This window comes from Amycolatopsis bullii (genome assembly GCF_014654205.1).
In the GTDB taxonomy this organism is placed as follows: Bacteria; Actinomycetota; Actinomycetes; order Mycobacteriales; family Pseudonocardiaceae; genus Amycolatopsis; species Amycolatopsis plumensis.
The window spans coordinates 42,600-69,395 of record NZ_BNAW01000027.1 but is presented as its reverse complement, the minus strand read 5'-3'; the positions used below and the strand labels follow the sequence as shown (position 1 = coordinate 69,395).

At 71.3% G+C, this 26,796-nt stretch carries 30 protein-coding genes; 17 read left to right on the top strand and 13 right to left on the bottom strand.

Annotated features, from left to right (window positions below; translation table 11 throughout):
* Positions 1 to 77: 77 nt before the first annotated feature.
* Positions 78 to 272 carry a PspC domain-containing protein gene (locus IE317_RS26830; RefSeq protein WP_191314116.1) on the top strand — a complete coding sequence of 65 codons (195 nt, stop codon included), beginning with the start codon at positions 78 to 80 and terminating at the stop codon, positions 270 to 272.
* Positions 273 to 667: 395 nt separating this feature from the next.
* Here the strand turns inward: IE317_RS26830 and IE317_RS26825 are convergent, their stop codons facing one another.
* Positions 668 to 1,333, bottom strand: coding sequence for a TetR/AcrR family transcriptional regulator (locus IE317_RS26825; protein ID WP_191314115.1), 666 nt, complete (start codon positions 1,331 to 1,333; stop codon positions 668 to 670).
* Positions 1,334 to 1,452: 119 nt separating this feature from the next.
* Between IE317_RS26825 and IE317_RS26820 the strand changes: the two genes are divergently transcribed.
* Positions 1,453 to 2,952, top strand: a complete 1,500-nt coding sequence (locus IE317_RS26820; protein ID WP_191314114.1) for an MFS transporter — start codon at positions 1,453 to 1,455, stop codon at positions 2,950 to 2,952.
* Between the two features lie 30 nt (positions 2,953 to 2,982).
* On the opposite strand, the gene IE317_RS26815 is transcribed toward IE317_RS26820, so the two are convergent.
* From IE317_RS26815 to IE317_RS26805, 3 genes are read right to left on the bottom strand one after another with little or no spacing between them, the layout of a single operon-like run.
* The gene (locus IE317_RS26815; protein WP_191314113.1) at positions 2,983 to 3,642 is read right to left on the bottom strand and encodes a response regulator; all 660 of its coding nucleotides are present in this window, start codon (positions 3,640 to 3,642) and stop codon (positions 2,983 to 2,985) included.
* On the bottom strand, positions 3,639 to 4,775 hold the full coding sequence (locus tag IE317_RS26810) for a sensor histidine kinase (protein WP_191314112.1): 1,137 nt from the start codon (positions 4,773 to 4,775) through the stop codon (positions 3,639 to 3,641). The genes IE317_RS26815 and IE317_RS26810 overlap by 4 nt, the downstream gene beginning before the upstream one ends.
* Positions 4,772 to 5,605 carry a CPBP family intramembrane glutamic endopeptidase gene (locus IE317_RS26805; RefSeq protein WP_191314111.1) on the bottom strand — a complete coding sequence of 278 codons (834 nt, stop codon included), beginning with the start codon at positions 5,603 to 5,605 and terminating at the stop codon, positions 4,772 to 4,774. Before IE317_RS26805 ends, IE317_RS26810 begins: the two co-directional genes overlap by 4 nt.
* A 157-nt stretch (positions 5,606 to 5,762) precedes the next feature.
* Here IE317_RS26805 and IE317_RS26800 point away from each other — a divergent pair, with 157 nt between their 5' ends.
* Positions 5,763 to 6,251, top strand: coding sequence for a SigE family RNA polymerase sigma factor (locus IE317_RS26800; RefSeq protein WP_191314110.1), 489 nt, complete (start codon positions 5,763 to 5,765; stop codon positions 6,249 to 6,251).
* Entirely contained in the window at positions 6,251 to 6,961 is a 711-nt protein-coding gene (locus tag IE317_RS26795; RefSeq protein ID WP_191314109.1) for a hypothetical protein, read from the top strand. Before IE317_RS26800 ends, IE317_RS26795 begins: the two co-directional genes overlap by 1 nt.
* Here IE317_RS26795 and IE317_RS26790 read toward each other — a convergent pair.
* Positions 6,958 to 8,004, bottom strand: coding sequence for a zinc-binding dehydrogenase (locus IE317_RS26790; RefSeq protein WP_191314108.1), 1,047 nt, complete (start codon positions 8,002 to 8,004; stop codon positions 6,958 to 6,960). The genes IE317_RS26795 and IE317_RS26790 overlap by 4 nt on opposite strands.
* 68 nt (positions 8,005 to 8,072) lie before the next feature.
* On the opposite strand from IE317_RS26790, the gene IE317_RS26785 reads away from it, so the two are divergent.
* Positions 8,073 to 8,834 carry a helix-turn-helix transcriptional regulator gene (locus IE317_RS26785; RefSeq protein WP_191314107.1) on the top strand — a complete coding sequence of 254 codons (762 nt, stop codon included), beginning with the start codon at positions 8,073 to 8,075 and terminating at the stop codon, positions 8,832 to 8,834.
* On the opposite strand, the gene IE317_RS26780 is transcribed toward IE317_RS26785, so the two are convergent.
* The 3 genes from IE317_RS26780 to corA all read right to left on the bottom strand — a co-directional run bounded on the left by IE317_RS26780 (position 8,820) and on the right by corA (position 11,569).
* Positions 8,820 to 9,659 (bottom strand): chromosome partitioning protein ParB, encoded by an 840-nt coding sequence (locus tag IE317_RS26780; RefSeq protein ID WP_191314106.1) that lies wholly within the window; start codon positions 9,657 to 9,659, stop codon positions 8,820 to 8,822. The genes IE317_RS26785 and IE317_RS26780 overlap by 15 nt on opposite strands.
* Complete coding sequence (locus IE317_RS26775) at positions 9,659 to 10,306, bottom strand: metallophosphoesterase family protein (RefSeq protein WP_191314105.1); 648 nt, start codon at positions 10,304 to 10,306, stop codon at positions 9,659 to 9,661. The genes IE317_RS26780 and IE317_RS26775 overlap by 1 nt, the downstream gene beginning before the upstream one ends.
* A gap of 180 nt (positions 10,307 to 10,486) precedes the next feature.
* Positions 10,487 to 11,569, bottom strand: coding sequence for a magnesium/cobalt transporter CorA (gene corA / locus IE317_RS26770; protein WP_191314104.1), 1,083 nt, complete (start codon positions 11,567 to 11,569; stop codon positions 10,487 to 10,489).
* Between the two features lie 320 nt (positions 11,570 to 11,889).
* On the opposite strand from corA, the gene IE317_RS26765 reads away from it, so the two are divergent.
* Together IE317_RS26765 and IE317_RS26760 are read left to right on the top strand one after the other, a co-directional pair.
* Positions 11,890 to 12,393, top strand: a complete 504-nt coding sequence (locus IE317_RS26765) for a MaoC family dehydratase (RefSeq protein ID WP_191314103.1) — start codon at positions 11,890 to 11,892, stop codon at positions 12,391 to 12,393.
* Between the two features lie 7 nt (positions 12,394 to 12,400).
* Positions 12,401 to 13,495 (top strand): DUF2332 domain-containing protein, encoded by a 1,095-nt coding sequence (locus tag IE317_RS26760; RefSeq protein WP_191314102.1) that lies wholly within the window; start codon positions 12,401 to 12,403, stop codon positions 13,493 to 13,495.
* Here the strand turns inward: IE317_RS26760 and IE317_RS26755 are convergent, their stop codons facing one another.
* Entirely contained in the window at positions 13,496 to 13,909 is a 414-nt protein-coding gene (locus IE317_RS26755) for an NUDIX hydrolase (protein WP_191314101.1), read from the bottom strand.
* Between the two features lie 186 nt (positions 13,910 to 14,095).
* Between IE317_RS26755 and IE317_RS26750 the strand changes: the two genes are divergently transcribed.
* From IE317_RS26750 to IE317_RS26720, 7 genes are all read left to right on the top strand, one after another.
* On the top strand, positions 14,096 to 14,260 hold the full coding sequence (locus IE317_RS26750; protein ID WP_167379843.1) for a hypothetical protein: 165 nt from the start codon (positions 14,096 to 14,098) through the stop codon (positions 14,258 to 14,260).
* 21 nt (positions 14,261 to 14,281) lie between these two features.
* Positions 14,282 to 14,842 carry a PH domain-containing protein gene (locus IE317_RS26745; RefSeq protein ID WP_003095467.1) on the top strand — a complete coding sequence of 187 codons (561 nt, stop codon included), beginning with the start codon at positions 14,282 to 14,284 and terminating at the stop codon, positions 14,840 to 14,842.
* Positions 14,843 to 14,895: 53 nt separating this feature from the next.
* Positions 14,896 to 15,759 carry a PHP domain-containing protein gene (locus IE317_RS26740; RefSeq protein ID WP_373309118.1) on the top strand — a complete coding sequence of 288 codons (864 nt, stop codon included), beginning with the start codon at positions 14,896 to 14,898 and terminating at the stop codon, positions 15,757 to 15,759.
* Between the two features lies 1 nt (position 15,760).
* On the top strand, positions 15,761 to 16,381 hold the full coding sequence (locus IE317_RS26735) for a MarC family protein (RefSeq protein ID WP_191314099.1): 621 nt from the start codon (positions 15,761 to 15,763) through the stop codon (positions 16,379 to 16,381).
* 125 nt (positions 16,382 to 16,506) lie between these two features.
* Positions 16,507 to 18,969 (top strand): alpha-L-rhamnosidase-related protein, encoded by a 2,463-nt coding sequence (locus IE317_RS26730; RefSeq protein WP_191314098.1) that lies wholly within the window; start codon positions 16,507 to 16,509, stop codon positions 18,967 to 18,969.
* Positions 18,970 to 19,114: 145 nt separating this feature from the next.
* Positions 19,115 to 19,966, top strand: coding sequence for a RecB family exonuclease (locus IE317_RS26725; protein ID WP_191314161.1), 852 nt, complete (start codon positions 19,115 to 19,117; stop codon positions 19,964 to 19,966).
* A 12-nt stretch (positions 19,967 to 19,978) separates the two neighbouring features.
* Positions 19,979 to 20,434: a hypothetical protein gene (locus IE317_RS26720; RefSeq protein ID WP_191314097.1), complete on the top strand. Its 456-nt coding sequence runs from the start codon at positions 19,979 to 19,981 to the stop codon at positions 20,432 to 20,434.
* A 290-nt stretch (positions 20,435 to 20,724) separates the two neighbouring features.
* Here IE317_RS26720 and IE317_RS26715 read toward each other — a convergent pair whose 3' ends face one another.
* Together IE317_RS26715 and IE317_RS26710 are read right to left on the bottom strand one after the other, a co-directional pair.
* Entirely contained in the window at positions 20,725 to 22,068 is a 1,344-nt protein-coding gene (locus tag IE317_RS26715; protein ID WP_191314096.1) for an Rv3212 family protein, read from the bottom strand.
* Positions 22,069 to 22,092: 24 nt separating this feature from the next.
* Positions 22,093 to 23,571, bottom strand: a complete 1,479-nt coding sequence (locus IE317_RS26710; protein WP_229902930.1) for a DEAD/DEAH box helicase — start codon at positions 23,569 to 23,571, stop codon at positions 22,093 to 22,095.
* 554 nt (positions 23,572 to 24,125) lie between these two features.
* Between IE317_RS26710 and IE317_RS26705 the strand changes: the two genes are divergently transcribed.
* The 3 genes from IE317_RS26705 (at position 24,126) to IE317_RS26695 (ending at position 25,700) form a co-directional block, all read left to right on the top strand.
* The gene (locus tag IE317_RS26705; RefSeq protein ID WP_191314095.1) at positions 24,126 to 24,779 is read left to right on the top strand and encodes a ferritin-like fold-containing protein; all 654 of its coding nucleotides are present in this window, start codon (positions 24,126 to 24,128) and stop codon (positions 24,777 to 24,779) included.
* Between the two features lie 119 nt (positions 24,780 to 24,898).
* Positions 24,899 to 25,129, top strand: coding sequence for a DUF3107 domain-containing protein (locus IE317_RS26700; RefSeq protein ID WP_013223016.1), 231 nt, complete (start codon positions 24,899 to 24,901; stop codon positions 25,127 to 25,129).
* A 121-nt stretch (positions 25,130 to 25,250) separates the two neighbouring features.
* A complete protein-coding gene (locus IE317_RS26695) occupies positions 25,251 to 25,700 on the top strand; it encodes a pyridoxamine 5'-phosphate oxidase family protein (protein ID WP_229902929.1) in 450 nt (149 codons plus the stop codon).
* 3 nt (positions 25,701 to 25,703) lie between these two features.
* Here the strand turns inward: IE317_RS26695 and IE317_RS26690 are convergent, their stop codons facing one another.
* On the bottom strand, positions 25,704 to 26,021 hold the full coding sequence (locus IE317_RS26690) for a DUF4873 domain-containing protein (RefSeq protein WP_191314094.1): 318 nt from the start codon (positions 26,019 to 26,021) through the stop codon (positions 25,704 to 25,706).
* Complete coding sequence (locus IE317_RS26685) at positions 26,018 to 26,788, bottom strand: TetR/AcrR family transcriptional regulator (protein ID WP_191314093.1); 771 nt, start codon at positions 26,786 to 26,788, stop codon at positions 26,018 to 26,020. Before IE317_RS26685 ends, IE317_RS26690 begins: the two co-directional genes overlap by 4 nt.
* Between the last annotated feature and the right edge of the window lie 8 nt (positions 26,789 to 26,796).

The window sequence follows — 26,796 nt, the reverse complement described above, 5'->3', positions numbered from 1 at the left end:
ACCCCGCGAGCGATGCGGAAGTGGGTACTCCGGTGGTGAAGTGGTGGTATCGGAAGTTCGAGGAAAGGGAAACGACGATGAGCGCACCGGTCACTCAGAGGCTGTCTCGTCCGCGCCACGGCCGCATGATCGGCGGCGTCTGCGCGGGCCTGGCCCGGCGCTACGGCATGAAGCCCGGCACCGTGCGGCTCCTGGCCGTGCTGTCGTGCCTGCTGCCCGGCCCGCAGTTCGTGGCCTACCTGATCATGTGGGCGGTCATCCCGTCCGAGTAAGCCGTTGGCGGGCAAGCGAAACTGGTCGAAGGCGAACCGCTCCTGGGGTTCCTGGAGCTGGCCGGCGCACTGCGGATGGAGCCGTGGAGTGGCTCCCGGAGGCCTCCGACGCGCTGCCCGGGGCAGCGCCGAGGTGCGGGACACGGCGTTGTGGGCGTTGCTGAAGCTGCGGGATTGCCGTGCGGTGGCGCCGCAGCCGGCCCTGTGCACCGAACGGATGCGGGAGGAACGGCCCTTCATCGGCTCGGGCCGGGCTTCCGAATCCGCCGGGCGAGGTGCCCTCGGGTGGTCGGCGTCGCGGACGAGCCGGTGCTGGCCGCGCTCGCCGGGGCGGCTCGCCGGAGGGAACTGCCGCGGGCCACAGGGGCGTGGTCCGGGCCGTGCGTGCTCCTGAGTCAGGGGCGCCAGCAGGACATTGCTTCGTCCACCTCGTCCACCTCCAGCGGCGGGCGCGGCAGTTTCGACGGTTTACCGGGCTGAGCCCGCAGGCCGTCCAGCAGCATCGCCAGGCAGCGGCGCCACAGGTCCGGCTCCACCGCGGACGTGAACTCGATCACCGAGCCGATCATCATGTGCAGGAGCGGGGTGTCCGTCGGGGAGAAGTCGGCGCGCAGGCCGCCCGCCCGCTGGGCGCGTTCGACGAGTTGTGTGATCAACGGCACCAGGCGCGCTTTTCCCTCGGCCACGTGCTCGTGGCCGAACTTGTTCGACAGCATGATCTCGCGCAGCCCGCGGTCGCCCGAGTGGAGCTCGATCGACTTCCAGGTGAAGTCGACGAACGCCTGCCAGGCGTCCTCGGCCTTCAGCGCCTCTTCGGCGAGGTCGCCGATCTCGTCCATCCGGTCGGCGAACATGGCCTCGACCAGGTGTTCCTTGCTGGGGAAGCGGCGGTAGACCGTGCCGACGCCGAGGCCGGCGTGGTGGGCGATGTCGTCCAGCGTGGCTTCGAGCCCGCGCCGGCCGAACACTTCGCGGGCCGACGCGAGGATGCGACGGCGGTTGAGTTCAGCGTCACGCCGCAGCGGCCGCGCCGGTGCGGCGGGACCAGCGTCCCGTGCCATGCCCTCCAGTCTAGCTCGTGAAGTAGAGGCGGCATCTCCGGTTCTTGTGTACCTTGGGCGGAGTAAGGGGAGATACCTACTCCACATAGTCTTCCGATCACTTTCTGTGAGGATCCTTCATGTCCGAGTCCACACTCGCCGTCGCGCCGTCGGGGGACACGCGCGCCGCCGAGAACCCCCACCACGACAGACGGTGGCTGATCCTGGTGATGATCGGCATCGCGCAGCTGATGGTCGTGCTGGACGCGACCGTCGTGAACATCGCGCTGCCGTCCGCCCAGGTCGACCTGGGCTTTTCCAACGACGCCCGGCAGTGGGTCGTCACGGCCTACGCGCTCGCGTTCGGCAGCCTGCTGCTGCTCGGCGGGCGGCTCGCGGACCTCTTCGGCCGCAAGAACGCCCTCCTCGTCGGCCTGGCCGGCTTCGCCGCGGTGTCCGCGCTCGGGGGCGCGGCGACCAACATCGAGATGCTGCTGGTCGCCCGGGCGGCACAGGGCGTGTTCGGCGCGCTGCTCGCGCCCGCCACGCTTTCGCTGCTGACCACGACGTTCACCGACCCGAAGGAGCGCGGCCGCGCGTTCGGTGTGTTCGGCGCCATCGGTGGTGGCGGCGCGGCGGTCGGGCTGCTGCTCGGCGGCGTGCTCACCGAGTACCTCGACTGGCGCTGGTGCATGTTCGTCAACATCATCTTCGCCGTCATCGCGTTCGCCGGCAGCTCGGTGCTGCTGCGCAACCAGAAGGACGCCGGCCCGCGGCCGAAGCTCGACCTGCCGGGCACGGTGACCGCGTCGGCCGGCCTGTTCGCGCTGGTCTACGGCTTCGCGAACGCCGAGTCGGACTCGTGGTCGTCGGTGTCGGTCTGGGGCTTCCTGGCCGCCGGCGTGGTCCTGCTGGGCGTGTTCGTCTGGCTGCAGCAGCGCGTGGAACACCCGCTGCTGCCGCTGCGCGTCCTGCTCGACCGGGACCGCGGCGGCTCGTACCTGGCGATGTTCCTGCTCGCCATCGGGATGTTCGCGATCTTCCTGTTCCTGACGTTCTACGTGCAGCAGAACCTGCAGTTCACGCCGATCCAGAGCGGTGTCGGGTTCCTGCCGATGGTGGCGACGCTGATGCTGTCGGCCACCACGGCGACGGCCGTGCTGCTGCCGCGGTTCGGCCCGCGGCCGCTGGTGCCGACCGGCATGGCGATCGCGGCCGCGGGCCTGTTCTGGCTGAGCGGCATCGGTCTCGAGAGCACGTACGTCTCCGGTGTCCTCGGCCCGCTGCTGGTGATGGGCTTCGGCATCGGGCTGGCGATGGCGCCGGCGATGAGCGTCGCGACCTTCGGTGTCGAGGCGCACGACGCCGGTGTCGCCTCGGCGGCGGTGAACACGATGCAGCAGGTCGGCGGTTCGATCGGCACGGCGCTGCTGTCGACGCTGGCCGGCAACGCGGCCGCGGCCTACATCGCGGGCAAGGCCCCGACGCCGCAGCTGGCGGCCGAGGCGGCCATCGAGAGCTACACGACGGCGTTCACCTGGGCCGCGGTGATCTACGTGGCGGGTGCGGTGCTCAGCGGCCTGCTGCTGCGCCCGGGCGTCCCGAAGGGGGAAGCGGCGCCGGGCGCCGTGCACATGTAGCGGTTCCGGTGACGTGACCGGGCTTCCCGGTCACGTCACCAGGCCGTGCCGGTAGGCGTACACGACCGCCTGGACGCGGTCGCGCAGGTCCAGCTTGGTCAGGATGCGCGACACGAACGTCTTCACCGTTTCCTGGCTGATGAAGAGCCGCTCCGCGATCTCGCTGTTCGAAAGGCCGTCCGCGAGCAGGCGCAGCACCTCCAGCTCGCGCGGGGTCAGCGGGACGTCCGGAGCGGCGTCCGCGGCGGGCCGGATCCGGGCGCCGTACCGGCCGACCAGCCGGCGCGTGACGTCCGGATCCAGCAGGGCCGCACCCGTGGCCACCGTGCGGATCCCGTGCAGCAGCCGGTCCGGCGGCGCGTCCTTGAGCAGGAACCCGCTCGCGCCCGCGCGCAGCGCCTCGTAGACGTACTCGTCGAGGTTGAACGTCGTCAGCACGAGCACCTTGACCGGGTGCGGCACCCCGGCCCCGGCCAGCAGGCGGGTGGCCTCGATGCCGTCGAGCACCGGCATGCGCACGTCCATCACGACGACGTCCGGGTGCAGCCGGGCGGCGAGGTCGACCGCGGCCCGCCCGTCGCCGCACTCGCCCACCACCTCGAACCCGGGCTGGGCGCCGATGATCGTCACCAGGCCGGTGCGGATCAGCATCTGGTCGTCGCAGACGAGGACCCGGATCGGCGCGGTCACGACGGGTTCCCGGTGGGAATCCGGGCGCAGACGGCGAAACCCGCGCCGTCGCGGCCCGCGCTGAAGTCGCCGCCCAGCACGCCGACGCGCTCCCGGAGCCCGGTGAGCCCGCGGCCGCTCCCGCCGGGGGACACGCTCCCGGAACCGGCCGTGCGGACCGCCACGGTGATTTCCCGGTCGCCGTGGCGCACCTCGACCGAGGTGTGGCTGCCGCGGGCGTGCTTGAGGGCGTTCGTCAGTCCTTCTTGGACGACCCGGTAAGCCACCAGGTCGGCGCTGCCGGCGGACTCCGCGGGCGGGCCCTCCTCGGTGAACTCCACCGGCTGCCCGGCCTGACGGGCCTGCTCCACCAGGGCGAGGAGGCCGCCGTCGGCCGGTGCCTCGGCTTCGTGCCCGGGGTTGAGCAGGTCGAGCAGGTGCCGCAGGTCGGTGATGGCCCGCCGGCCGGTGTCGGTGATCGCCGTCAGGGTCTGGTCCAGCCGGTCGGGAGCGGCCGTCAGGTACCGGCCGGCCTCGGCCTGCACGACCATCGCCGTCACGTGGTGGGTGACGACGTCGTGGAGTTCGCGGGCGATGGTGGCGCGCTCGGCGGCCCGGGTGTCCTCGGCGACGCGGCGCCGGTGCGCGGCCTCCGCGGCGCGGGTGGTGCGCAGCCAGGCCCCGATGCCCCAGGCGAACACCAGGAGCAGGTAGAACGTCACAAGCTCCGACGGCGGTTCCGAACCGACGTGGGCGAGGGCGATCGCCAACCCCACGTACGCCACGGAGAACAGGACAGCGGTGAGGCCCCGGCGCCGTTCCAGGTGGGCTCCGGCGCTGACCAGCGCGAAACCGAGTGCGGTGCCCGCGACCGAGTGGTAGCCGCGGAGCTGGTCGACGGCGAAGCCGAGCGCCACCAGCGTCAGGCACACCGCGGGCCACCGCCGCCGCACGGCGAGCGGGAGGCTTTCGAGGACAACCACGACGACGGCCAGCGCGTCGAAGGGGCGGGACGGCACGCCGCCCAGCTGCGTCCCGTGGCTCTGGAGCACCGGCAGGAACGACGAGGCCAGGAACAGCAGCCCGAGCGGGAGGTCGCGGACCACGACGTCGAGCCGGCGCCACCGCGCCACGGCCGTCCGCTGATCGATCACCGGGAAAGTGTAGTGACGGCGTCGGCCCGCTCGGCACGGCGACGAGGCACCAGGCGGCCGCGTCGCCGGCCCACCCACAGGAACGCACTGGCCGCCAGGACGCAGAACAGCACCGAGTAGAGGCTGCCTTCCGGCCCGAAGTCGCCGCCGGTGATGATCGACGGCCCCGACGTCACGGCGTCGAGCAGGCCCTGCGGGGTGCCGTTGCCCGAGACCTCCGCACCGAAGATCCCGGCGGCGGCGAAGTTCCAGCCGAAGTGCAGGCCGATCGGCAGCCACAGCTTGCGCGTGGCGACGTACGCGGCGGTCAGCAGGCCGCCGGCCTCGATCGCGATGGCGAGGGCGCCCCACAGACTCGCGTGCGGGTTGAACAAGTGCATCAGGCCGAACAGCACGCCGGTCAGCACCAGCGCGAGCCACGTACCGGCCCACTTTTCGGCGAACCGGAACAGGATCCCGCGGAACAGCAGCTCCTCGGTGACCGCGGCGGCGGCCATGAAACCGATCTGCCCCACCGCGCCGGGCACGGAGCCCCAGCCCCGGACGTCGTAGTCCCCGAGAAGGGCGATGTTCGCGATGACGAGCCCGAACAGCGCGAGTCCGATCACCATCCCCCGGCCGAGCGCGAGCCCGGCGCCCGGCCCGGCGAGCTCGGTGACCGGGCGGTGCTCGGTCTTGCGCACCACCCACCGGTAGGCGAGCACCGCGAGCACGGCGGTCAACCCGCCCAGGGTCAGCGTGAGCCACGGATTCCCGTCCACCGCGGAAACCGCCAGTTGCCCGACGAACGCGGCTGCGGCCACGGCCAGCAGCTGCCAGACGACCTTCATGAAAACCCCTTCACCTCACCCGCGGCGGAAGCCCCGCGGCCTGGGAAGAACGCTAGGGATCCGGCGCGCGGGAATCGTCACCGTCGCGGGGACACCTGCGCGTAGCTCGCACGGGGGACGCTTGAACCTCCCGGAGGCCTCGCGCACTAATAGGGGTGTGTCGAGAGACGTCGATTTCAGCGAGTACTTCGCCGCGCGGGTCCAGCGCTTCCGGCGGGTGGCGTTCGCGCTCAGCGGGGACTGGCACGCGGCCGAAGACCTGGTCCAGGCCATGTTCGTCCAGCTGTACCGGCGCTGGCGCCGGGTCCGGCCGGGCACGGTCGACGCGTACGCGCGCCGCATCCTGCTGAACCTGTTCCTGGCCGGCCGCCGGGTCTCCGGGCGCGAGTACGTGACGTCGTCGGTGCCGGAGCGCGAGTCGCCACCGGGCCGGGACACGTCCTTGCGCCTCGACGTCGAGCGCGCGCTGGCCGGGCTGACGCCCCGGCAGCGGGCGATGGTGGTGTTGCGGTTCCTCGAAGACCTCCCGGTGCGCGAGGTGGCGGCGCTGCTGGGCGTCGCGGAAGGAACGGTCAAGTCCCAGACGGCCCGCGGGGTCGAGGCGTTGCGCACGGCCCTGCCGGCGCCGGCGACGGAGGAGTCGTGATGGAGGACGTCCGGTCGGCCTTGACGGTCTACGTGACGGAAGGCGAGCCCCCGCTCGGCCTGTCCGGCGAGGCGGTGCTGACGGCGGCTCGCCGGTCCCGCCGTCAGTACCTGCTCACGGGGGCGGTGGCGGTGTGCGTGGCCGTCCTGGCGCTCGGGCTGGCGGTGGTGGTGCTGCCGAGCCGGACTCCGGTGGCGGGGCCGTCCTGTCCGCCCGGGTCGACCCGCGAGGCTTTGGCGGAGCGCTTGAGCTGTGTGCTGGAACACGCGCTGCGCCCGCTGCTGCCACCGGACGCGCGGCTTTCGCCGGGCTCGTTCGCCGTGGTCGCGGACCCGGTGGGCGACGCGCCCCGGGAGACGGATTTCCGCACGGACATCCGGGTGACGGACGCGCGGGGGACGGGTTCGGTGTCGGTGGTGCTGTACCCGACACCGAATTCGGCGACGCCCTCCTGCGTGCCGGGCGAGTGGATCTCGTGTTCGGTGGAGCGGCTGCCGGAGGGAATCCTGCAGCTGACGACGGACCAGTCGACCGGGGCGCTCGTCCACCGGGCGGCGTTGTCGGCGCCCTGGGGGTACGTGGCGGTCTCCGCGAGCGACAGCGGGGAGCCGGAGCGGAAGGACCTGCAGACGCCGTCGCAGCGGCCGGAGCCGGTGCTGACGCTGGAGCAGGTGCGGGCAGTCGTGTTGACACCGGGGCTGGCCTTCTAGGGAACGAGGGCGACGAAGCCGAGGCCGGTCGTGCGCTCGGCCAGGCCGAGCGCGGCCGCCGGGTCGTCGAGGCCGGCCGTCACCAGCTCGACGACCGAAAGGTCCAGTGCCCCGGACCGGACCAGCTGCCAGACCGTCGTCACCGTCCGATCGTCGCTCATCCAGGAGCCGCGCAGGGTGAGGCGGCGGTGCATCAGGTCGCCGTACGGGACGGTCAGGTCGTGGCGCACGCCGCCGACGAGCACCAGGGTGCCGCGCACCCGCAGGCTGTCGTAGGCGGCCATGGTCGCGGCCGCCGACGGCGTGGCGCCGAGCGTGTCGACGGCGATGTCCACCGGGCCGATACCCGCCGCGTCGTCCGCGCGGTCGCCGGTCAGCCGGTGGGTGCGCACACGCGGGCCGAGCGCGGCCAGCCGGGCGAGTGCCTCCTCGTTGCGGCCCACGGCTGTCACGGTCGCCGCGCCTTCGGCCAGGGCCGTCAGCACCGCCGCGCCGCCCAGCTGGCCGGTCGCGCCGACGACGGCGACGTCGCGTCCGGCCACCGGGGCCGCCGCGTGCAGGCCGGTGGCGGCGATGCAGAGCCACGGCAGGAACGCCAGGCGGGCCGGGTCCGGGTAGGTTTCCGCGCCGGGCAGTTTGACCAGGGTTTCCTTGGCGCACAAGGCTTTCTCCGCGAAGACGCCGTCACGCCACACCGCGCGCATGCGGTCGGTGCGCGCGCTGCCGGCGCCGGAGCCGCCGAGGCCGACCCAGCCCACCAGGACCTCGTCGCCGCCGCCCGCGTCGAGCAGCGCGGTGTCCAGCACGATGTCGCCCGGCTCGACGTGGAAGACGTCCGGCGCGACGGCGAGCACGCGCCCGACGCAGGACGGTCCCAGGACCAGGGGAACCGGCAGGCCACCGCGGTTGCCCCGCACCACGGCGTTCGTGTACGCGGGGACGTGCGCGGCGAGCACCTCCACCAGCACGCCACCGCCCTTGAGCGTCGGCTCCGGCACCTCGGAGAGGCGTACGTCCTGTTCGTTCGCGATCCAAGCTTGCATGGGTCCAGCCTCGCCCAGCCTTAACCTGGTATCCAGAATCGCGTTATTCTGGTACTGGAGGTTCCAGGGTGGGCACCGAGCTGGGCGCGTTCCTGCGCAGCCGCCGGGAACGGCTGGCCCCGGAAGACGCGGGCCTGCCCGCCACCGGGCGCCGTCGCACTCCCGGGCTGCGCCGCGAAGAACTCGCCCTGCTGGCCGGCATCAGCGCCACCTGGCTCACCTACCTCGAACAGGGCCGCGACGTGCGCCCCTCCGGCCAGGTGCTCGACGCCTTGGCCCGCGCGCTGCGGCTGTCCGGCGCCGAGCGGGAGCACCTGCACCGCCTGGCCGGCGGCGGGGCGACACCCGGCGAAAGCGTGGGCGAAGAAGCCGCGCCCGAAGTCGCGGGCGTTCCGGCGTTGCTGGGCGAGAACCCCGCGTACGTCACCGGCCTCTGCTACGACGTTCTGGCGTGCAACGCCGCCGCCGAGGAGCTGTTCCGGGGCATCGGGCGCGGGGGCAACGTCGTGCGCTGGCTCTTCACCGAAGCGGCCGCGCGCGAGGTGCTGGTCGACTGGGAGCAGGAAGCGCGCGGCGTGCTGGCCCGGCTGCGGGCGATCGCCGGACGGCACCCGGGCCACCCGCGCGTCACCCGGCTCGTGGCCGAGCTGACCGAAGCCAGCCCCGAGGTGCGCGAGTGGTGGCCGCACTACGACATCCAGTTCAGCCACGCCGGCCACAAGCGCCTCCGGCACCCCCGACTGGGTGTGATCACCGTGCCGCACGCCGCGTTCCACGTCGCCGAGCGACCCGAGCAGACGCTGGTGGTCTACCACCTAGTGACGCCGTGACCGCAGTGCCTCGATGACGTCGTCGTCCCAGCGGTGGGTGCGGATCAGCCGGTACCGCTCCGCCGCCACCCACATGTACGCCTCGGCGTCCGTGCGGTCGCCGATCAGCCCCGCCTGCCGGAGCATCCCCACCACCGGCACGAACTCCTCCTCGAACCAGCGCTGCGCCACGCTCGCCCGGTCGCAGAACTTGCCTTCGTCCTGCATCAACCGGAAGCCCCACGCCTCCACGTGCTCGCCCAGCCGTGCGTAGTCCCACGGGTCCGACACGATCACCGACGCCCGCGCGTGGCCGGTCAGCGGGACGCGCTCCAGGAACAGCCTGCGGTAGTCCTTGACGATCAGGTCGCCGCGGTGACGGATGCCGCCCGGGTCCAGTTTGGTGCGCACCACCGTCACCGAAGCTTCTATTGTGGACAGTCCTTGCGCGATCGCGACCGAAACCCGGTGGTGGCCGTCGATGATGAAGTGCAGCTCGCCGACGCGGTAGACCTCGATCGGCGGGATCTCCTCGCCGCGGCGGGCGGCCAGGGCCAGGCGTTCCCAGCGCTCGCGGACGCGGGCCGACGTCGGGCGGAAGCGGCGGTCGAAGTCGCGGCTGCGGTCGACCGTGCCGACGATCGACTCCAGCTTGATCACCCGCAGCCCGATCCGGTGCTCGCCGAGGTAGCCGAGCGCCTCCACCACCTCGTGGAACGGCAGCATGATGTTGACGTCGTCGGGCTCGCGGCGCAGCCACGTCGAAAGCCGCGAGAGCACCTGGCCGCGGCGCGCGCGGAGGAAGTCGTTCTCCGCGTCGGCGCGGGGGAATCCCGTCTCTTTCATCAGAACTCCATGATCCGGTGGCCCACCACGTTGCGGATCCGCGTCGAGCCGACGACCCGGTCCGGCACCAGCTCGCCGTGGGGGTGGATGTGCCCGTGCAGCAGCCACTTCGGGCGCAGCACCTCGATCGTGCGGTGCAGGCAGGCGAACCCGCGGTGCGGCGGATCCGCGCGGTCGCCCAGGTCCAGCGGCGGCGAATGCGTCAGCAGGACGTCGACGCCGCGCCCGTCGCGCCACCGCCGGAAGCGGGCGCGCCGGACCAGCCCGCGGGCCCGCCGCGCCTGCTGGCGCTGCGTCCACTGGTTCGGGCCGTCGTTGTAGCGGATCGAGCCGCCGAGCCCGGCGAACCGCAGGCCGGCGACGTCGACGAGCCGTCCGTCGGCGTTGATGCCGCCCGCCGGGCCGGGCCAGACCGTGGGGAAACCGTCCTTCATGGACAGCCCGCCGTAGCGCGTGTAGCCGCTCAGGTCCGGGTCGTGGTTGCCGGGCACGAACACGCACGGCACGTCGAGCGCGCTCGCCAGGAACGCCAGGTAGTCGTAGGGCAGGTCGCCGGCGCCGATGACCAGGTCGACGGAGTGGCTGCGGACGGCGTCGGTCCACAACCGCTCGTCGACCTCGTCGGAGACGACCAGCGCTTTCGGCATGCGCCCAGGATAGGACGCTCCGCCGTTATTTCATCCCGTGCGCGAACCCGGGGTCGGCGACGATGACGAAAGTGATGACGACGATCCACAGCACGCTGAGCGCGAGCGCCCAGAACTTCAAGTTGGACAGCATGCGAGGCATCACGAACTCTCCGAATACGGTGGGGAAGAAAAGGGGACCTAGAGCCAGCCGTTCTTCCGGAATATTCGGTACAGCAACAGGCAGATCGCCAGGATCACGGTGATGACCAGCGGGTACCCGAACTTCCAGTGCAGTTCGGGCAGGTAGTCGAAGTTCATCCCGTAGATGCCCGCGATCATCGTCGGCACGGTGATGATCGCCGCCCACGACGTGATCTTGCGCATATCGGTGTTCTGCTGCAGGGAAATCTTGGCGACGGTCGCGTCGACCAGGGTGGACAGCAGTTCGTCGAACGCCGCCACGCGTTCGGACACCGTCGTGAGGTGGTCGGCGACGTCGCGGAAGTACGAGCGGACGTCGTCCGGCACCAGCCGCGTGTACCCCTCGGCCAGGCGCTGGATCGGCGTCGCCAGCGGCATCACCGCGCGGCGCAGCTCGAGGACTTCCCGCTTCATCAGGTAGATCTGCTCGGCGCTGACCTGCGAGCGGGGCGCGAAGACCTGCGCCTCCATCACGTCGATGTCGTTCTCGATCCGGCCCGTGACGTCGAGGTAGTGGTCGACGACGTGGTCGGCGATCGCGTGCACGACCGCGGACGGGCCCAGCTGCAGCCGCTCCGGGTCCTCGTCGAGCTCGCGGCGCAGCCGCGCCAGCCCCGAATGGTTCCCGTGGCGCACCGTGATCACGAAGTCCCGGCCGAGGAACACCATCAGCTCGCCGGTCTCGACGATCTCGTTCGCCGTGGTGGGCGACTCGTGTTCGACGTACCGGACGGTCTTGACCACCAGGAAGAGCGTGTCGTCGTAGCGCTCCAGCTTCGGCCGCTGGTGCGCTTCGAGGGCGTCCTCGACCGCCAGCTCGTGCAGCCCGAACGTGTCCGCGACGCCCTGGATCTGCTGGGCGTCCGGCTCGTGCAGCCCGATCCAGACGAACCCTTCGTGCCGCTTCCGGACTTCCTTGATCGCCTCGGAGTGGGTCCAGCGGCCGGGCAGGCGTTCACCGCCGACGTAGACCGCGCAGTCGACGACGTACGCGGACAGCGGCACCGGGACCGGGCGCACGGGAACAGTGCCCTTGTTGCCGCGGCCGCGGAGGCCGCCGAGCGAGGGAATGGCAGGCATGGGATCTCCTGGTGTCGTGCGTGGTCGTGCGAGACGACGGACCAGGGGCGGAAGATTCGTCCGCCCGGCGACACACCAGCGTTCCCGGGGTGAGAAGGCCTACCAGGAGATGAGCCGGAAGGCCGGTGAGGTGGGAACGCTGGGACTACTAGGGAGCGGACTATCGCCACTACTCATCGAGTTCCTCACCTCCTTCGGGCCGACGGCAACAGTGGTGGGGCTCGCGTTGACGCGCGAACACCGATGGTTGAGGGTACTCCTCACTACGGATGCGTGTCGTACCAGGCTCACGCGGTGTTACGCGGGACAGGAGAAGACGAGTGCAGTTCGGCCGGTACTACGAGGAGTTCGAGGTCGGTGCGGTCTACAAGCACTGGCCGGGCAAAACGGTCACCGAATACGACGACCACCTGTTCTGCCTGATCACCATGAACCACCACCCGCTGCACATGGACGCGCACTACGCCGGAGAAACCACCGATTTCGGCAAGAACGTCGTGGTCGGGAACTACATCTACTCGCTGCTGCTGGGGATGTCGGTGCCCGACGTCTCCGGCAAGGCCATCGCGAACCTCGAGGTCGAGTCGCTGAAGCACGTCAAGCCGACCTTCCACGGCGACACGATCTACGGCGAGACCGAAGTGCTCGACAAGACGCCGTCGAAGTCCAAGGACGACCGCGGCGTCGTGTACGTCGAGACGCGCGGCTACAAGCAGGACGGCCTGATCGTGTGCACCTTCCGGCGGAAGGTGATGGTGCCGAAGCGCTCGTACGGGGAGACTCGGGGCGGCGAGCAGCCGGGCCGTCCGGTGCCGCACGAATGAGGCTCTGATGGACCTGGACGCGATCAAGGGGACACTCCGCACGTTCGCGGAAGTCGAGGCCCGCGGGGTCTCGCCGCTGTACGAGCACCTGGCGCTGCAGGCGGCCGAGGACGACGACGTCGCCGGGCTGCTGGCGTCGGCCCGCGACGGCGAGGTGCGCGGGACGCTGCTGATGGCGGTCGCGCACCGGCTCGTGCAGGCCGACCCGATCCACCCGCTCTCGCGGTACTACCCGTCGCTGGGCGGCTTCGACGGCGTCGACTCCGACACGTGGCCGCTGTTCCGGTCGTTCCTGCTGGAGCGGGCGTCGAAGGCGCGTGAGCTGATCGCCTCGCGGTACACGCAGACGAACGAGGTCCGCCGGGCCGCGTTGCTGTACCCGGGCGTGGCGCGGGCGGCGCGCGAAGCGGGCGGGAAGGTTTCGCTGCTGGAGGTCGGCTGCAGCGCGGGCCTGCTGCTGGGCCTGGACCGGTTCGGCTACCGCTACCAGTGCGACGGCGGTGACCAGCTGACGGCGGGGCCGGCCAAGGCGGCGGTCGGGCTGCACTGCGCGCTGGACCTGGCGCCGGGGGCGGTGGTGCCGAAGCTGCCGAAGAAGCTCGCGCTGCTCGACCGGGCCGGCCTCGACCGGGCCCCGGTGGACCTGTCGGACGAGGACGAGCTGGCCTGGCTCGAGGCGTGCGTCTGGGCGGACCAGCCGGACCGCATCCGGCTGCTGCGGACGGCGGCGGCCGAGCAGGCCAAGCACCGGCCGCGGTTGATCACCGGGGACGGGGTCGACGACCTGGCCGCCGCGGCGGCGTCCCTGGAGGGGCCGCTGGTGGTGCTGACGAGCCACGCGCTGGCGTACTTCCCGGCGGATCGGCGGGCGGCGTTCCTCGAAGCGCTGGCGGGGCTGGCGGCCTCGCGGCCGGTGTGGTGGGTCTCGGAGGAGTTCTACGGCGCCGGGCTGGAGCTGGTGCTGCCGGGCCGCGACGACCTTTCGGGCGCGGACGGGCTCGCGACGCTGGGCGTCGTGCGGTGGGAGGACGGGAAGGCCGAGGCGCACGCCTTGGCGCGGACCGCGCCGCACGGGCAGCGGATGACCTGGTTGCCGCTGTAATCAGGTCCGGGGCAGGGCGTTCCACTCACGCAGCGTCACGAAAAGGAGGTCCACCAGCTCTCCGGCCGCCTCGAGCCGGGCAAGGTCTGCCGCATCGGACCAACGCACGTCCGAGGCGTCGTCACCCGCCGTGAGAACGCCGCCCTCGACTTCGCAGGCGTAGTCGAAAATCTCGTACGGCCCCCGCCGCACCGAGCCGACCAGTGTGCCCGGAATCACGTCCAGTCCCGTCTCCTCGAACAGTTCGCGGATTACGGCCTCTTTGTCCGTTTCGCCCGGTTCGACTCGGCCACCCGGCAGCGACCATTGCCCCGAACCGGGGTCATTCCGGCGCCGGATGAGCAGCAAACGGCCCTGTGGGTCGAACGCGATCCCGCCGACGCAGCGGATCGTGGTGCTGGTCAGGCCCTCCATGTCCCGAAGGGTAGACGTAACCGAGGTGAAAACGGCTGTCCTGTACACGGAGAGTAGCCATACGGTACACTTCGGACGGCGTGCTGACCCAAGCGCGGGACTTCCCTCCCCTGCGCCTGTTCGGTGCGGTACAACGTAAAAGCTGCTGTTGTCCGGTGTCACCGTAAGAGACGGGATTTGATCGCGGTGAACGTGAAGAAGATTGCGGGCCTCGCCGGTATCGCGTTGGTGCTGTTCTTCGTCATTGCCCAGCCGGGTCAGGCCGCGGGCCTTGTCGGCAACATCGTCGACTTCCTGCGCAGCTCGGCCGAATCGGTGATCACCTTCGTCAGCAACGTGTTCAAGGGCTGATCGCGGGGTTACCCTCGGACCATGTTCGCGCCACGCGATCCCGACGAGTACCTCCTCGACACCGAGCGGCGGGTCATCCGGATCCGCCGCCACTGGGCGGTGCTCCTGTGGGACACCTTCGAGGCGGCCGCGCTGCTGGCCGTCTGCGTGCTGGTGTCCTACCTGCTGCCGCCGGCGCTGTACATCGGCCAGAACATCCTCTGGTACGTCGCGCTGCTCGTCGTCCTGCGGTTCGCCTACGTGGTGATGGAGTGGTGGGTCGAGCGCCTGGTGGTCACCGACAAGCGGTTCGTCATGACCACCGGGGTGTTCACCACCAAGGTGCTGATGATGCCGATCAGCAAGGTCACCGACCTCAGCTACGTCCGCACCGCCACCGGCCGCATGATGGGTTACGGCACGATGGTCGTCGAGTCCGCCGGTCAGATCCAGGCGCTCAACAAGATCGACTTCCTGCCGCGGCCCGAAGAGTTCTACGACACGATCTCGGAGCTGGTCTTCGGCGACAAGCAGAAGCAGGCCGAACGCTTCTCCATGATCAAGGCCCAGCGCGCCGCCCGGGGGAAGAAGCCGGTCGGCTGAGACTGACGTCCCCGCCGAGCGTGTGACGCAGCGCATCGTCGACAATGGACACGATGCGCATCGACCTGCACGCCCACTCCACCGCTTCCGACGGCACCGACTCGCCGGCCGGGCTCGTCGCCGCGGCCGCGAAAGCCGGGCTCGACGTCGTCGCGATCACCGACCACGACACCACCGCGGGCTGGGCGCCCGCCTCCGAAGCGGTGTCACCCGGCCTCACGCTGGTCCCCGGCGCCGAGCTCTCCACGGTCTCCATCGACCCCGAGACGGGCCGCCAGATCAGCGTCCACCTGCTGGCCTACCTCTTCGACCCGACGTCGGAGCCCGTCGTCACCGAGCAGACCCGGCTGCGGCTCGAGCGCCGCACGCGGCTGCGGCGGATGGCCGAGCGGATGGCCGCCGACGGCCTCCCGATCGACATCGACGAGATCTTCGGCCTGCTGCCCGAGGACTCCCCGCCCGGGCGGCCGCACCTGGCCCAGGCGCTCGTCCGGGCCGGCCTGGTCGAATCCGTCGACGAGGCCTTCGCCGACTACCTCAGCCCGCGCCGCGGCTACTACGTCGCCCGCCGGGACACGCCGGTCGAAGAGGCCATCGACATGATCGCCGCGGCCGGCGGCGTCACGGTCATCGCGCACCCCTTCGCCTTCAGCCGCGGCGCCACCATCAGCGAGGACACCCTCGCCGGGCTGGCCGCGCGCGGGCTCACCGGCGTCGAGGCCGACCACCCCAACCACGACGCGCCGACGCGGGCCCGCGTTCGCGAACTGGCCGCCGAGCTCGGGCTCGTCTTCACCGGGTCCAGTGACTACCACGGCACGAACAAGACGATCGCGCTCGGCGAGTGCACCACCGACCCCGGGCAGTTCGAGGAGCTCGCTTCGCGCGCCACGGGGTTCCAGGTGGTGAAGGGCTGACATGGCGCTCTTCGACGCGAAACTGTTCATGAGCGCGACGATCACCCTGATCGTCATCATGGACCCGCCCGGCACCGTGCCGGTGTTTCTCAGCCTCGTCGGCCGCAAGCCGATGGCGACCCGGGCGCGCGCCGCGCGGCAGGCCGTCCTGGTGTCACTGCTGGTCATCAGCCTGTTCGCGGTGGCGGGCCAGGCGATCTTGGCCTACCTCGGCATCGGCATCCCGGCGCTGCAGGGCGCGGGCGGCCTGCTGCTCCTGCTGATCGCACTGCAGCTGCTCACCAGCAACGGCCACGAGCCCGAGGCGGCGGCCGACGACGTCAACGTCGCCCTCGTGCCGCTCGGTACTCCGCTGCTGGCCGGGCCGGGCGCGATCGCCGCGACCATCGTGTTCGTCCGGCAGGCGGACGGGCACGTCGGCGCGTACATCGCCCTGGCGCTCGCGATCGTCACCGTGCACCTCGTGATCTATCTCTGCATGCGCTACTCCGGCCTGGTCATCCGGCTGATCAAGGAAAGCGGCATCACGCTGCTGGCCAAGGTGGCCGGCCTGCTGCTCGCGGCCATCGCCGTGGAGCTCGTCGCGAACTCCGTGCGCGGGTTCATCTCCGGCGCCGGCTGACGCGGCCACCCGGGTTGTCCTGCCGGACAGGATGCGCCCGGTGCGTTGACATCGTTGGCACCCCTCCCGCAGCCTGAAGCTCAGCTCACTGGTTGAAACGATTCAACTTCTTGCGGGAGGCCTCGATGAAGTGGCTCAGAGCGGTCCTGCCGGTGACGGTGCTGGTGGCGAGCGGCGTGGTGGCCGCGCCCGCCGAGGCGGCACCGGGCTGGCAGAAGTACGTCGTCGCACCGGCGAGCCGGGACGTCCGGCCCGTGAAGGTGCTGTCCACCACCGGGGACGTCACGAACCCGAACGGCCTGCTCGGGCGCGGGGTGGCGACGTTCAAGCGGCAGGCGCCGCCGCCGAAGCCGGTGTGGCCCGCGGGTACCTCCGCGGCCGCGTCGTCGTTCCACGCGCCGAACAACGGCGGGAACGGGCAGCCCCGGACCTACGACCCCGGCAACGCCGTCGACGGCAACCCCGAGACGTTCTGGAACGACGACACGATCGGTGCCTACCCCGACGTCCTGACGATCACCGCGGGAGCCCCGGTCGCGCTGCCCGGCGTCACCGTACTGTCCAATGTGGACGGGGTGCCGCAGGACTTCACGGTCGAGGTGCTGGACGCGGGTGCGTGGCGGGTGGCCGCGTCCGTGACCGGCAACACGGCCGTGCAGCGCGCGGTCGCCTTCGACCGGCCGGTGACGACCGCGCAGGTCCGGATTACCGTGACCAAGGACCAGAACACCCCGTCCGGCGAGTTCAGCCGGGTCGCCGAGGTGTGGCCGGGCGTGGTCGCCGACCCGCCGGTGCCGACCGCCGTCGTCGACTTCGGCAAGGTCGTCGCCGGGTACCCGAAGATCGCCTTCGCGGGCGCGTCGGCGAACCGGCCGGGCATCCGGCTGGCGTTCTCGGAAACCCTCCAATACCTGGGCGAACGCTCCGACTTCACCCGCTCGGACTTCTCCGGCGGGCCGGGTACCGACCAGTTCGCCGTGCCCGCGACGCCGACGGTGTGGCGCGACACCAAGGGCTGCGCCGCGGGGACGCAGGTGTGTGCGGACGGCCTGCACGGCTTCCGCTACCTGCGGATCAGCCTGGACGCGCTGGCCTCCGACGCGCCGTTGGCCCAGCCGTCCGGTGAGGTGCGCATCAGCGGCGTCTCGCTCGACTTCACGCCGTTCCTCGGCACGCCGTCGACCTACCGCGGCTGGTTCGAGTCGTCCGACGACGAGCTGAATCGCTACTGGTACGCGGCGTCCTACACGAACGAGCTGGGCATGGACACCTTCCGCGAGTCCGATGTGGACCCTCGGGGCGCCTTCTCGCCGTCGCTGGACGGGAAGCTGGTGCTGCACGACGGCGCGAAGCGCGACCGGGACCCGTACGTCGGCGACGTCGCCGTCTCCGGCCTGACGCAGTACCTGACGCACCAGGACGGCACGGCGGCTCGGAACGTTCTCGCCGACCTGGCCGACCACCAGCGCGCGGACGGCTGGATCCCGCCCGCGTCGATCAACGACTACACGTTGCCGCTGTTCGACTATCCGCTCTGGTGGGTGACCTCGAGCTGGGACTACGTGCTCTACACGGGCGACACCGCGTACGCGGCTTCGTACTACTCGCACCTCGTGAAGACGCTCGACAGCTGGTACCCCTCGGTCACCGATTCGCGCGGGTTGCTCGCGAAGGGGCTCAACGGTACCGGTGGCTACGGCGACTACGCGTTCCTGCCGCGTACGGGCGAAGTGACGTACTACAACGCGTTGTACGTCCGAGCGCTTCAGGGTGCGGCCGGTCTCGCGCGCGCGACGGGGCACCCGGCCGACGCGGATCGGTGGCTCGCGCGCGCTTCGGCCGTCTCGGCGGCGGTGAATCAGTATCTGTGGGATCCGGCGGCGGGCGCGTACCTCGACTCGGCGACGGGCGCGGTGCGGCACGGCCAGGACGGCAACAGCCACGCCATTCTCGCGGGCATCGCTTCGCCCGTGCAGGCCACTTCGGCGCTGGCGCGGCTTGCGGCGGGCGCGCTGCCGTACGGGAACCCGTTCATGGACAACGACACTCTGGTGGGCGACGGCACGAAGCGCGTGTACGCGTTCACGTCGTTCCCCGAGCTGCAGGCGCGGTTCCGGAGCGGGCAGACGGCGTCCGCGATCGACCAGATCAAGCGGATGTACGGCTGGATGGCCACGCACGACCCGGGCATCACGGCGTGGGAGGGCATCGGCGAGGGCGGCTCGCACTACGAGCAGGGGTACACCTCGGCCGCGCACGGCTGGTCGACCGGGGTCGTGCCGGCGCTGACGAACGAGCTGCTGGGCGTGTCGCCTGCTTCGCCGGGCTTCGCGACCTGGACGGTTGCGCCGCACCCGGGTTCGGTTTCGTGGGCGCGCGGGGCGGTGCCGACGCCGAAGGGCGAGTTGTCGGCTTCGTGGTCTCAGCAGGGTTCGGTGTTCTCGCTGACGGTTTCGGCGCCGCGAGGGACTTCGGGTTCGCTGGTGGTTCCGTCGGGCAAGCTGGTGCTGCTGGACGGGCGTCCGCTGCGTGCCGGTGGTGCCCTGGCCGTTTCCGGTGGCACGCACACGGTCCTCGTCGTGCGCTGATTGGGCTTTCCGCGCGGGGCGGCTCGCCCCGCGCGGAAAGTGGCTGTGACATCTGGGGCTTCGCCCCAGGTCGGGGGCTCCGCCACCCGAACCCCCGAAAAAGGTGTCGGTGGTGGTGCGTAGCGTGGGCGGCGTGAAGGAGCAGATGGGCTTCGACTTCGGCGTCGCGCAACCGGTGCGGCTCACGAAGGTCTCGCCGGCGCGGCTGGCGACCTTCGACGACTGCCCGCGCCGGTACCGCCTCGCGTACCTGCAGCGGCCGACCCCGCAGCGCACCGGGCCGTGGGCGCACAGCACGCTGGGCGCGGTGGTGCACAACGCGCTGCGGGCGCTGTTCGACCTGCCGGTGCTCAAGCGCGTGCCGCAGCGGGCGGTGGCGCTGGTGGCCGAGTTCTGGAAGGACGCGGGCTTCGAGAGCGAGGAACAGGCGGCGCGGTACCGGGCGCGGGCCAAGGGGTGGGTGGCGGAGTACGTCGAGGACAACGACGTCTCGCACGACCCGGTCGGGCTGGAGCGCTGGGTGTCGGCGCCGGTCAGCGGCACGCCGGGGGAGCGGCCGTCGATGATCATCGAGGGTCGGGCGGACCGGATCGACGCTCGTGACGGCTCGCTGGTGATCGTGGACTACAAGACAGGTCGTCGCCCGCCGGACGAGTACGAGGCCCGCGCGTCGCAAGCGCTTGCGCTGTACGCGGTGGCGGCGGCGCGGACGTTGCGCATGCCGTGCACGGCGGTCGAGCTGCACCACCTGCCGACGGGCACGATCGCGGCGGCGGACCACACGCCCGAGAGCCTGCAGCGGCACCTGCAGCGCGCGGAAGAGACCGCCGCGGACCTGCGCCTGGCCACGGATACCCTGGACGCGGGCGGCGACGGGGACGTGCTGTTCCCGCCCCGCCCGGACCGGCGCTGCGCTTGGTGCGACTTCCGGCCCAGCTGCGCGGCGGGCCAGGAAGCGGCCCCGCAGGCGCAGCCGTGGGACCTGCTCGCGCCCTGAACGGGAGGGAACTTGGCTTCACCGGACACCGACGAACTGGCGACCGTCCCGTTGCCGACCGGGAGCCCCGAAGGCGGAAAGGCCGCCTCGGGCCCCGAGCCGGAAGCGCCGACGGTGGAGCAGGAGCCGGTCGGGCCCGAGCGGATCGAGCCCGCGGAAGCATCTCCGGACGCACCCGCGGCTCCGGCTGCCCGGCCGGGTGGCCGCTGGTGGCGCGGGCTCACCGGCTCGCTGGCCGCCGGTCTCGCCGTCCTGGCGATCGGCGTGCTCGCGGTGGCGGGCATCTGCCTGTTCACGGGCGCACCCGGCCCCGGCGCGACCCTCCTGATCGGTCACCCGATCGCGGCCGCCCTGGCCCTGGTGGCCCAGCGAGTCGCCGACCGCCGCAACGGACCCCCGGCCGTGGGAGCGGGCCTGGCCGTGGTCCTGTTCACGGTGTCGGCGCTAACCCTCTTCTGGCTCACCTGACCCAAGCCCCGCCAGTCCCGGGCTCAATCACGCAAGACCCGGCTTCGCGCACGCGAGATGCCCGCCCAAGCACGCGAGATGCCCGCCCAAGCACGCGAGATGCCCGCCGGATCACGCGAGATGCCCGCCCAAGCGCGCGAGATGCCCGGCAGATCTCGAAAGTCTCACCTTTCCCCGCGTGATCGGAGGCGAAACTCGCGTGATCAGGCGGGTATCTCGCGTGACTGGAGGGGAATCTCGCGTGATTGGCGGGGCATCTCGCGTGACTGGAGGGGCATCACGGGGCCCGCTTACTTCAGGGCTGTGAGGGTGGGGCCGCGCTGCTCGAGCAGGACCGGACCTGCCGCGGCCAGGCGGACCGGGCCCGGATAGCCGCGGCGCTCGACGCCCACCGTGCGGATCGTCGAGCCGTCGTTCTCGTTGAGCACCGCCAGGCCGCCCTTGATCGGGACCACCAGCTGCTGGGCGAACGTGACTCCCGGGCCCAGCGCACTGCTCAACGTCCAGCGCGGCGACAGGTCGTCGCGGGACAGGGCCACCACCTTCGACCCGCTGAACCAGTACATGTTCGCCGCCGTCTGGGTGGTCGCCTCGACGCCCGTCGGCGGGTCGGCCGCCAGGTCGCCCGGCGGGACGTCCAGGGGGTACGCCGCGCGCTGGGTGCCGTCGCCGTTGAACGTCACCAGGAGCTTCTGGTCCGGCAACACCACCGCCGTCAGGTCACCCGACATCGCGATCACGCGGGCTCGCTTGCCCGCCAGCACCGAACTGAAGCTGACCTGCGGCTCGTCGTCCTTCTCCGGGGCCGCCTTGTACACCGTCAGGCGGTCCGCCGGGTCGCCCGGGCAGCGCTCGATCACGCCGATCTTGCCCGACGCCGCCGCGACCGTTCCGTACGTGCAGCCCGTCCGGGGTTGCTTGCCCGCGTTGACCAGCGCCGGGACCTGGCCGTACTCGGCGCTCTGCACCAGGTCGTCGCGCCAGGTGGTGAGGAGCTGCTTGCCTGTCGCCGTGACGTGGGAGCCGTCGTCGACCAGCTGGGTGCCCAGCTCCGCGTTGCCGTTGCGCTGGGCGGTGATGCGGCCCGTCGCGGGATCGAGCTGGGTGACTTCGCTGCAGTTGCGGCTCTTGTGGTAGACGGCGTTCAGCCGCCCCCACACCGAGTCGAGGGTGCACAACGGCAGGTCACGCGTGTAGTGCCAGCGGATCTGCCCGGTCAGCGGGTCGCGGGCGGCGACCTCGCCGCCGTCCGCGGTGGCCACCGAGTCGCCGGCCACGACCGGGATCGGTGTCGAGCCGCTGGAGGCGCTCCAGATCTCGGAGAGGGATCCCGGCACCTTGTCCGGCGCCGCGGGCAACGCCGGGGGCGGCGCCGCCTGGGTGTGATCGGTGGCCGCGCTGTCGCTCGTCGCGCCGATGACCAGCGCGACGGCGAGCACGACCACCGCGATCAGCGCGGCGATCACCCGGTCCCGCCCGCGGTTCCACGGCGAACGACGCGCCTTGACGCGCGGGGCGGGCGGGGTCGGAGCAACGTCCTCCAGGACGTCCTCGGAGCCGTACTCGGGGGCCGGTTCTGCCGCGGGCGTGACCTCTTCAGGCGCGCTTTCGGGCGCCTTCTCGTCTTCGCTCACTTACCCGACCCCCGTGCGTAGGCCTCAGTCTGCCGACGCAGGTGTATCAGACGTCGCGGCCGGGCGGCGACGGCGGCGCCGCCGAGCCGGCCGCTCGGCGTTCTCGCCGGCCTCCTTCTCGACGGCCGGACCGGTCGCTTCCGGGGCGTTGCCGCTGCGGGTGCGGCGGCGGGTCCGGGTGCGGCCCTCCGAAGCCGGAGCGGAAGCCTCGTCCGAAGGAGCGGCAGCGGCGGCGTTGTCCGCGGCCTCGACCGCCTCGGCCGCCCGCGAGCCGCCGCGGGTCCGCTTGCGCGGGGCCCGGGCGCGCTTGCGCGGCGCGTCGTCCGAGGCGACCTCGTCGGCCTTGCCCCGGCCACGCGGGCCGCGCTTCTTGCCGCCCAGGTCCTCTTCCTCCTCGGCGGCCAGGCCCGCGCGGGTGCGGTTGGCCAGCGGCAGCCGGCCGCTCGTGCCCTCGGGGATGCCCAGGTCGGCGTACAGGTGCGGCGACGACGAGTACGTCTCCACCGGCTCCGGCTTGTCGAGACCGAGGGTGTCCGAGATCAGCTTCCAGCGCGGCTCTTCGTCCCAGTCGACGAGGGTGACGGCGACGCCGGTGCGCCCGGCCCGGCCGGTGCGGCCGATCCGGTGGACGTAGGTCTTCTCGTCGTCCGGGCACTGGTAGTTGATCACGTGCGTGACGTCGTCGATGTCGATGCCGCGGGCGGCCACGTCGGTGGCGACCAGCACGTCGACCTTGCCGGAGCGGAACGCGCGCAGCGCCTGCTCGCGGGCGCCCTGGCCCAGGTCGCCGTGCACGGCGGCGGCCGCGAAGCCGCGCTCGACCAGGTCGTCGGCCACCTTCTGCGCGGTGCGCTTGGTGCGGCTGAAGATCATCGTCAGGCCGCGGTCCTTCGCCTGCAGGACGCGGGCGATGACCTCGGGCTTGTCCATCGAGTGCGCCCGGTAGACGAACTGGGCGGTGCGCTCGTGGATCGCGCTCGCGTCGTTTTCCTCGGCGCGGATGTGCGTCGGCTGCCGCAGGAAGGTGCGGGCCAGCGTGATGATCGGGCCGGGCATGGTGGCCGAGAACAGCATGGTCTGCCGCTCGTCCGGCACCATCCGCAGGATGCGCTCGATGTCGGGCAGGAAGCCCAGGTCGAGCATCTCGTCGGCCTCGTCGAGCACCAGGCCGCGGACCTTGCCCAGCACCAGGTGCTGCTGCTCGGCCAGGTCGAGCAGGCGGCCCGGGGTGCCGATCACGACGTCGACGCCCTTGCGGAGCGCCTCGATCTGCGGCTCGTACGGGCGGCCGCCGTAGATGGCCAGCGTCCGGATGCCCAGGTGCTTGCCGGCGCCCTTCAGGTCGTTCGCGACCTGGATGCACAGCTCGCGGGTCGGGACCACGACGAGCACCTGCGGGGTGCCGTCGCCGGGGACCTGCACGCGGTGCAGCAGCGGGACGCCGAAGCCCAGCGTCTTGCCCATGCCGGTGCGGGCCTGGCCGATGAGGTCGTCACCGGCCATGGCCAGCGGCAGGGTGAGGGCCTGGATGGCGAACGTCCGCTCGATGCCGGCCTCGCCGAGTGCCTTGACGATCTCCGGCTTGACGCCGAAGGACGCGAAGGTCGGGGCCTCGGGCTGGACCTCGACGCCCGCCTGCAGCGGGTGCGAGGTGTCGAGCGCGGCCGGGCCGGTCTCGCTGTGTTCCAGCGCGACGGCGGGGGTCTGTTCGGTTGTGGGAATTTCTGCGGTCAGGGTGATCGCCTCTCTCGTGACCAGCGCGCACAGCCCTGGGTCCGCTCGACACTCGACCGGGAGTAAACCCTGGTCCCTGGCGCTGATTCGGAGCGCGGAACCGGTCCGTCCCGGGAATGCCGGAAGAGGCGTGCACGCACATTGCAGTACGTCGACAGGCCACCTGACCTGCCTGTTTCCCGACGCCGGTATGGCGTACGGAAGCTTGTTGTCGGACGCCAGTGTACCTGGTCAGCGGTTTTTCGACAGTACCCGGCGCGCCGGAACCAGTGTGATCGGTCTCGTCCCGACACGTCCGGGTGCTTCGGCGATACCCTGCCCCCGTGACCGAGCCGAAAGAGATCAGCGAAGGCGTAGTCGACCTTCTCGGTGTGATCGCCTATGGCGAACTGTCCGCCTTCGACCGGCTGGCGGAGGACGCGCGCAGCGCCCCCACCCTGGCCGGGCGGGCCGCGCTGGCGGCGATGGCGGCCGCCGAAATCGGTCACTACGGCCAGCTCGCCAAGCACGTGGCCGCGAACGGCATCAAGATCGAAGACGCGATGGCGCCGTTCGTGCACCACATCGACGCCTGGCACGCGTCGACGCCGCCGAAGTCGTACCTGGAGTCGCTGGTCAAGGCCTACGTCGGCGACGGGCTGGCCGCCGACCTGTACCGGGAGATCGCCAGCTGGCTCGACCCGGAGACCCAGGACCTGGTGCTGACCGTGCTCGCCGACACCGGCCACTCGGCCTTCGCCGAACGCGAGGTCGCGGCCGGCATCGAGGCCGACCCGAAGACCCGCGACAAGCTCGCCCTGTGGGGCCGCCGCCTGCTCGGCGAGGCCCTGACCCAGGCCCAGTACGTCGTCGCCGAGCGCGACGGGCTGGCCGAGCTCATCATCAGCGGCTCGGGCGACCTCTCCGGAATTGCGGCGCTGTTCCGGCGGTTGCAACAGGGGCACACGAAGCGCATGCAGGCGCTCGGCCTGGGCTGAACCCGATGGAGTACCCGGAAGTGACGACGCGGTCGGGCGCGGACATGCGCCACCGGAACGAGCCGGTTCGGTTAGCCTTGGCCGGCACATCCCTTACGAATTTCCAGCGGAGGTCCCACGTGGAGGTCAAGATCGGCATCAAGGACACGCCGCGCGAGCTGGTGGTGTCCAGTGGCCAGTCTCCCGAAGAGGTGGAGAAGCTGGTCGCCGAGGCCCTGACGGCCGGTGACGGGCTCTTCCGCATCAACGACGAGAAGGGGCGCAAGTACATCGTCCCCTCCGACCGCATCGCGTACGTCGAGATCGCCCCCTCGGACGTCCGCAAGGTCGGCTTCGGCGTCGGCGACTGACCCACGGCCCGCAAGAGCCACCTCGGGACGTTTCCCGAGGTGGCTTTCGCGTGTCCGGGATATTCACCGGATGGTGCTGTTCTGCTTGGAGTGTCGCTTCTCGGCCCCCTAGCTTCGCCCGGTGACCACTCTCGAACCGGCCGCCGTCGCGGACCTCGTGCGGAACACCCTCGCCGCGCACAAGTCGTTGTTCCTCGCCACTGCGGGCAGCACCGGCCCGTGGGTCGGCGGGGTGTACTTCGCCGAAAGCGGCGAGTTCACCCTCAACCTCGTGCTCGAGGACCGCGGCCGGACGCTCGCCGCGATCCGGGAGAACCCGGTCGTCTCGGTCGTGGTCTCGACGGGCTCGCCGATGCAGCCGTTCCTGCAGGCCCAGGCGCTCGCCGAGATCCTCGGCCGCGACGAGGACGCGCGGGCGCGCGAGCTGCTCGTCACCAAGGTCCCGGAGGCCGCGCCCTTCCTGGCCGCGCCGGTCACGGCGGTCCGGCTGAGCATCCGGAAGTGGCGGGCCACGGACATCGCGAACGGCGTGCTGCCCGGTGCGGAACTGCCGAGCCCGCGCCTGCCCTGACCGCTAGGCGTTGAGCTCTTCCAGCGTCGTGGGGACGTGGAACGGCGGCGTGCTCGTGCCCGTGATGCGGTAGCGGCCCCACGGGTCCGGGTCCGACAGTTCCCCGGTGGCCGAATGCGAGCCCGCCTGGATGGAGACGGCCTTCTTCTTGCCGCCCGCCAGGCGGGTCAGTTCCTCGTTCACCGCCACCCGGCCGTACCAGCGGTAATAGCCGTCGATCGGCTGGAAGTAGCCGCGCAGCTCGACCGTCACCGGCAGCGAAACGCCGTCCACCTCAAGGGTCGCTTCACCGCTGTAGCCGTCTTCGTCGTGCTCGCTCATGAGGTTTCCTCCAACGACTCCGAAGTGCGGCCCAGCTGGACCACCTTGTTGGCTTCCAGGGGCAGGTTCGGGTCGATGACCACGCCGTTCTGGCGGGTCAGCCCGTCGATGGCCGCCCAGATGATCTGAGTCAGGTACTCCACGACCGCGTCGCGGCTCATCGAGCGGCGGTCCAGCCACCACTCGCCGGTGTTCTGGACCATGCCGACGATGCCGTGCGCCCACGGCTCGGCCGCGCCGGAGTCCATGTTGAACATCCGCATGTAGTCGCCGAGCAGGGCGGTCAGCGCCGTCGCGATCAGTTCCTTGTCCTCGGCCACGACGTCCGACGACACCGGCTTCTCCGGCCGCCCGTGCGCGAGCAGCCGGTAGAGGTTCGGGTGCTCCTCGATGACCGTGAAGAACGCGTCGAGGGCCATCCGGATCCGCGGCACCGGCGCCAGCTCGGCGTTGATCGCCGGGATCAGCCGCTCGAAGAGGATTTCCGTGCCGCGCTGGCCGAGCGCCACGTAGAGGTCGGCCTTGTCGTCGAAGTGCCGGTACAGCACCGGTTTCGTGACGCCGGCTTCGGCGGCGACGTCCTCCATGCCCAGGTCGGGGCCGTGCGTGTCGAGCGCCCGCAGCGCGGCCTCGACGAACTCCTTGCGCCGGGCGATGCGGTGCTTGCGCCACCGGTCGCGCCGGGCGTCGCCGGTCGCCTCCTCGCCGCGGGAGGACTTGCCGGCCTGCTTGCTGGAGCGCTTGACACGTTCGATCACGAGGGTCATGCTACGCA

Bases quoted from the DNA above. Each gene is read 5' to 3' on its own strand.
- IE317_RS26830 (WP_191314116.1), top strand. From the start codon at position 78: ATGAGCGCACCGGTCACTCAGAGGCTGTCTCGTCCGCGCCACGGCCGC.
- IE317_RS26825 (WP_191314115.1), bottom strand. From the start codon at position 1,333: ATGGCACGGGACGCTGGTCCCGCCGCACCGGCGCGGCCGCTGCGGCGT.
- IE317_RS26820 (WP_191314114.1), top strand. From the start codon at position 1,453: ATGTCCGAGTCCACACTCGCCGTCGCGCCGTCGGGGGACACGCGCGCC.
- IE317_RS26805 (WP_191314111.1), bottom strand. From the start codon at position 5,605: ATGAAGGTCGTCTGGCAGCTGCTGGCCGTGGCCGCAGCCGCGTTCGTC.
- IE317_RS26795 (WP_191314109.1), top strand. From the start codon at position 6,251: ATGGAGGACGTCCGGTCGGCCTTGACGGTCTACGTGACGGAAGGCGAG.
- IE317_RS26790 (WP_191314108.1), bottom strand. From the start codon at position 8,004: ATGCAAGCTTGGATCGCGAACGAACAGGACGTACGCCTCTCCGAGGTG.
- IE317_RS26780 (WP_191314106.1), bottom strand. From the start codon at position 9,659: ATGAAAGAGACGGGATTCCCCCGCGCCGACGCGGAGAACGACTTCCTC.
- IE317_RS26775 (WP_191314105.1), bottom strand. From the start codon at position 10,306: ATGCCGAAAGCGCTGGTCGTCTCCGACGAGGTCGACGAGCGGTTGTGG.
- corA (WP_191314104.1), bottom strand. From the start codon at position 11,569: ATGCCTGCCATTCCCTCGCTCGGCGGCCTCCGCGGCCGCGGCAACAAG.
- IE317_RS26760 (WP_191314102.1), top strand. From the start codon at position 12,401: ATGGACCTGGACGCGATCAAGGGGACACTCCGCACGTTCGCGGAAGTC.
- IE317_RS26755 (WP_191314101.1), bottom strand. From the start codon at position 13,909: ATGGAGGGCCTGACCAGCACCACGATCCGCTGCGTCGGCGGGATCGCG.
- IE317_RS26745 (WP_003095467.1), top strand. From the start codon at position 14,282: ATGTTCGCGCCACGCGATCCCGACGAGTACCTCCTCGACACCGAGCGG.
- IE317_RS26740 (WP_373309118.1), top strand. From the start codon at position 14,896: ATGCGCATCGACCTGCACGCCCACTCCACCGCTTCCGACGGCACCGAC.
- IE317_RS26735 (WP_191314099.1), top strand. From the start codon at position 15,761: ATGGCGCTCTTCGACGCGAAACTGTTCATGAGCGCGACGATCACCCTG.
- IE317_RS26730 (WP_191314098.1), top strand. From the start codon at position 16,507: ATGAAGTGGCTCAGAGCGGTCCTGCCGGTGACGGTGCTGGTGGCGAGC.
- IE317_RS26725 (WP_191314161.1), top strand. From the start codon at position 19,115: ATGGGCTTCGACTTCGGCGTCGCGCAACCGGTGCGGCTCACGAAGGTC.
- IE317_RS26710 (WP_229902930.1), bottom strand. From the start codon at position 23,571: ATGGCCGGTGACGACCTCATCGGCCAGGCCCGCACCGGCATGGGCAAG.
- IE317_RS26690 (WP_191314094.1), bottom strand. From the start codon at position 26,021: ATGAGCGAGCACGACGAAGACGGCTACAGCGGTGAAGCGACCCTTGAG.
- IE317_RS26685 (WP_191314093.1), bottom strand. From the start codon at position 26,788: ATGACCCTCGTGATCGAACGTGTCAAGCGCTCCAGCAAGCAGGCCGGC.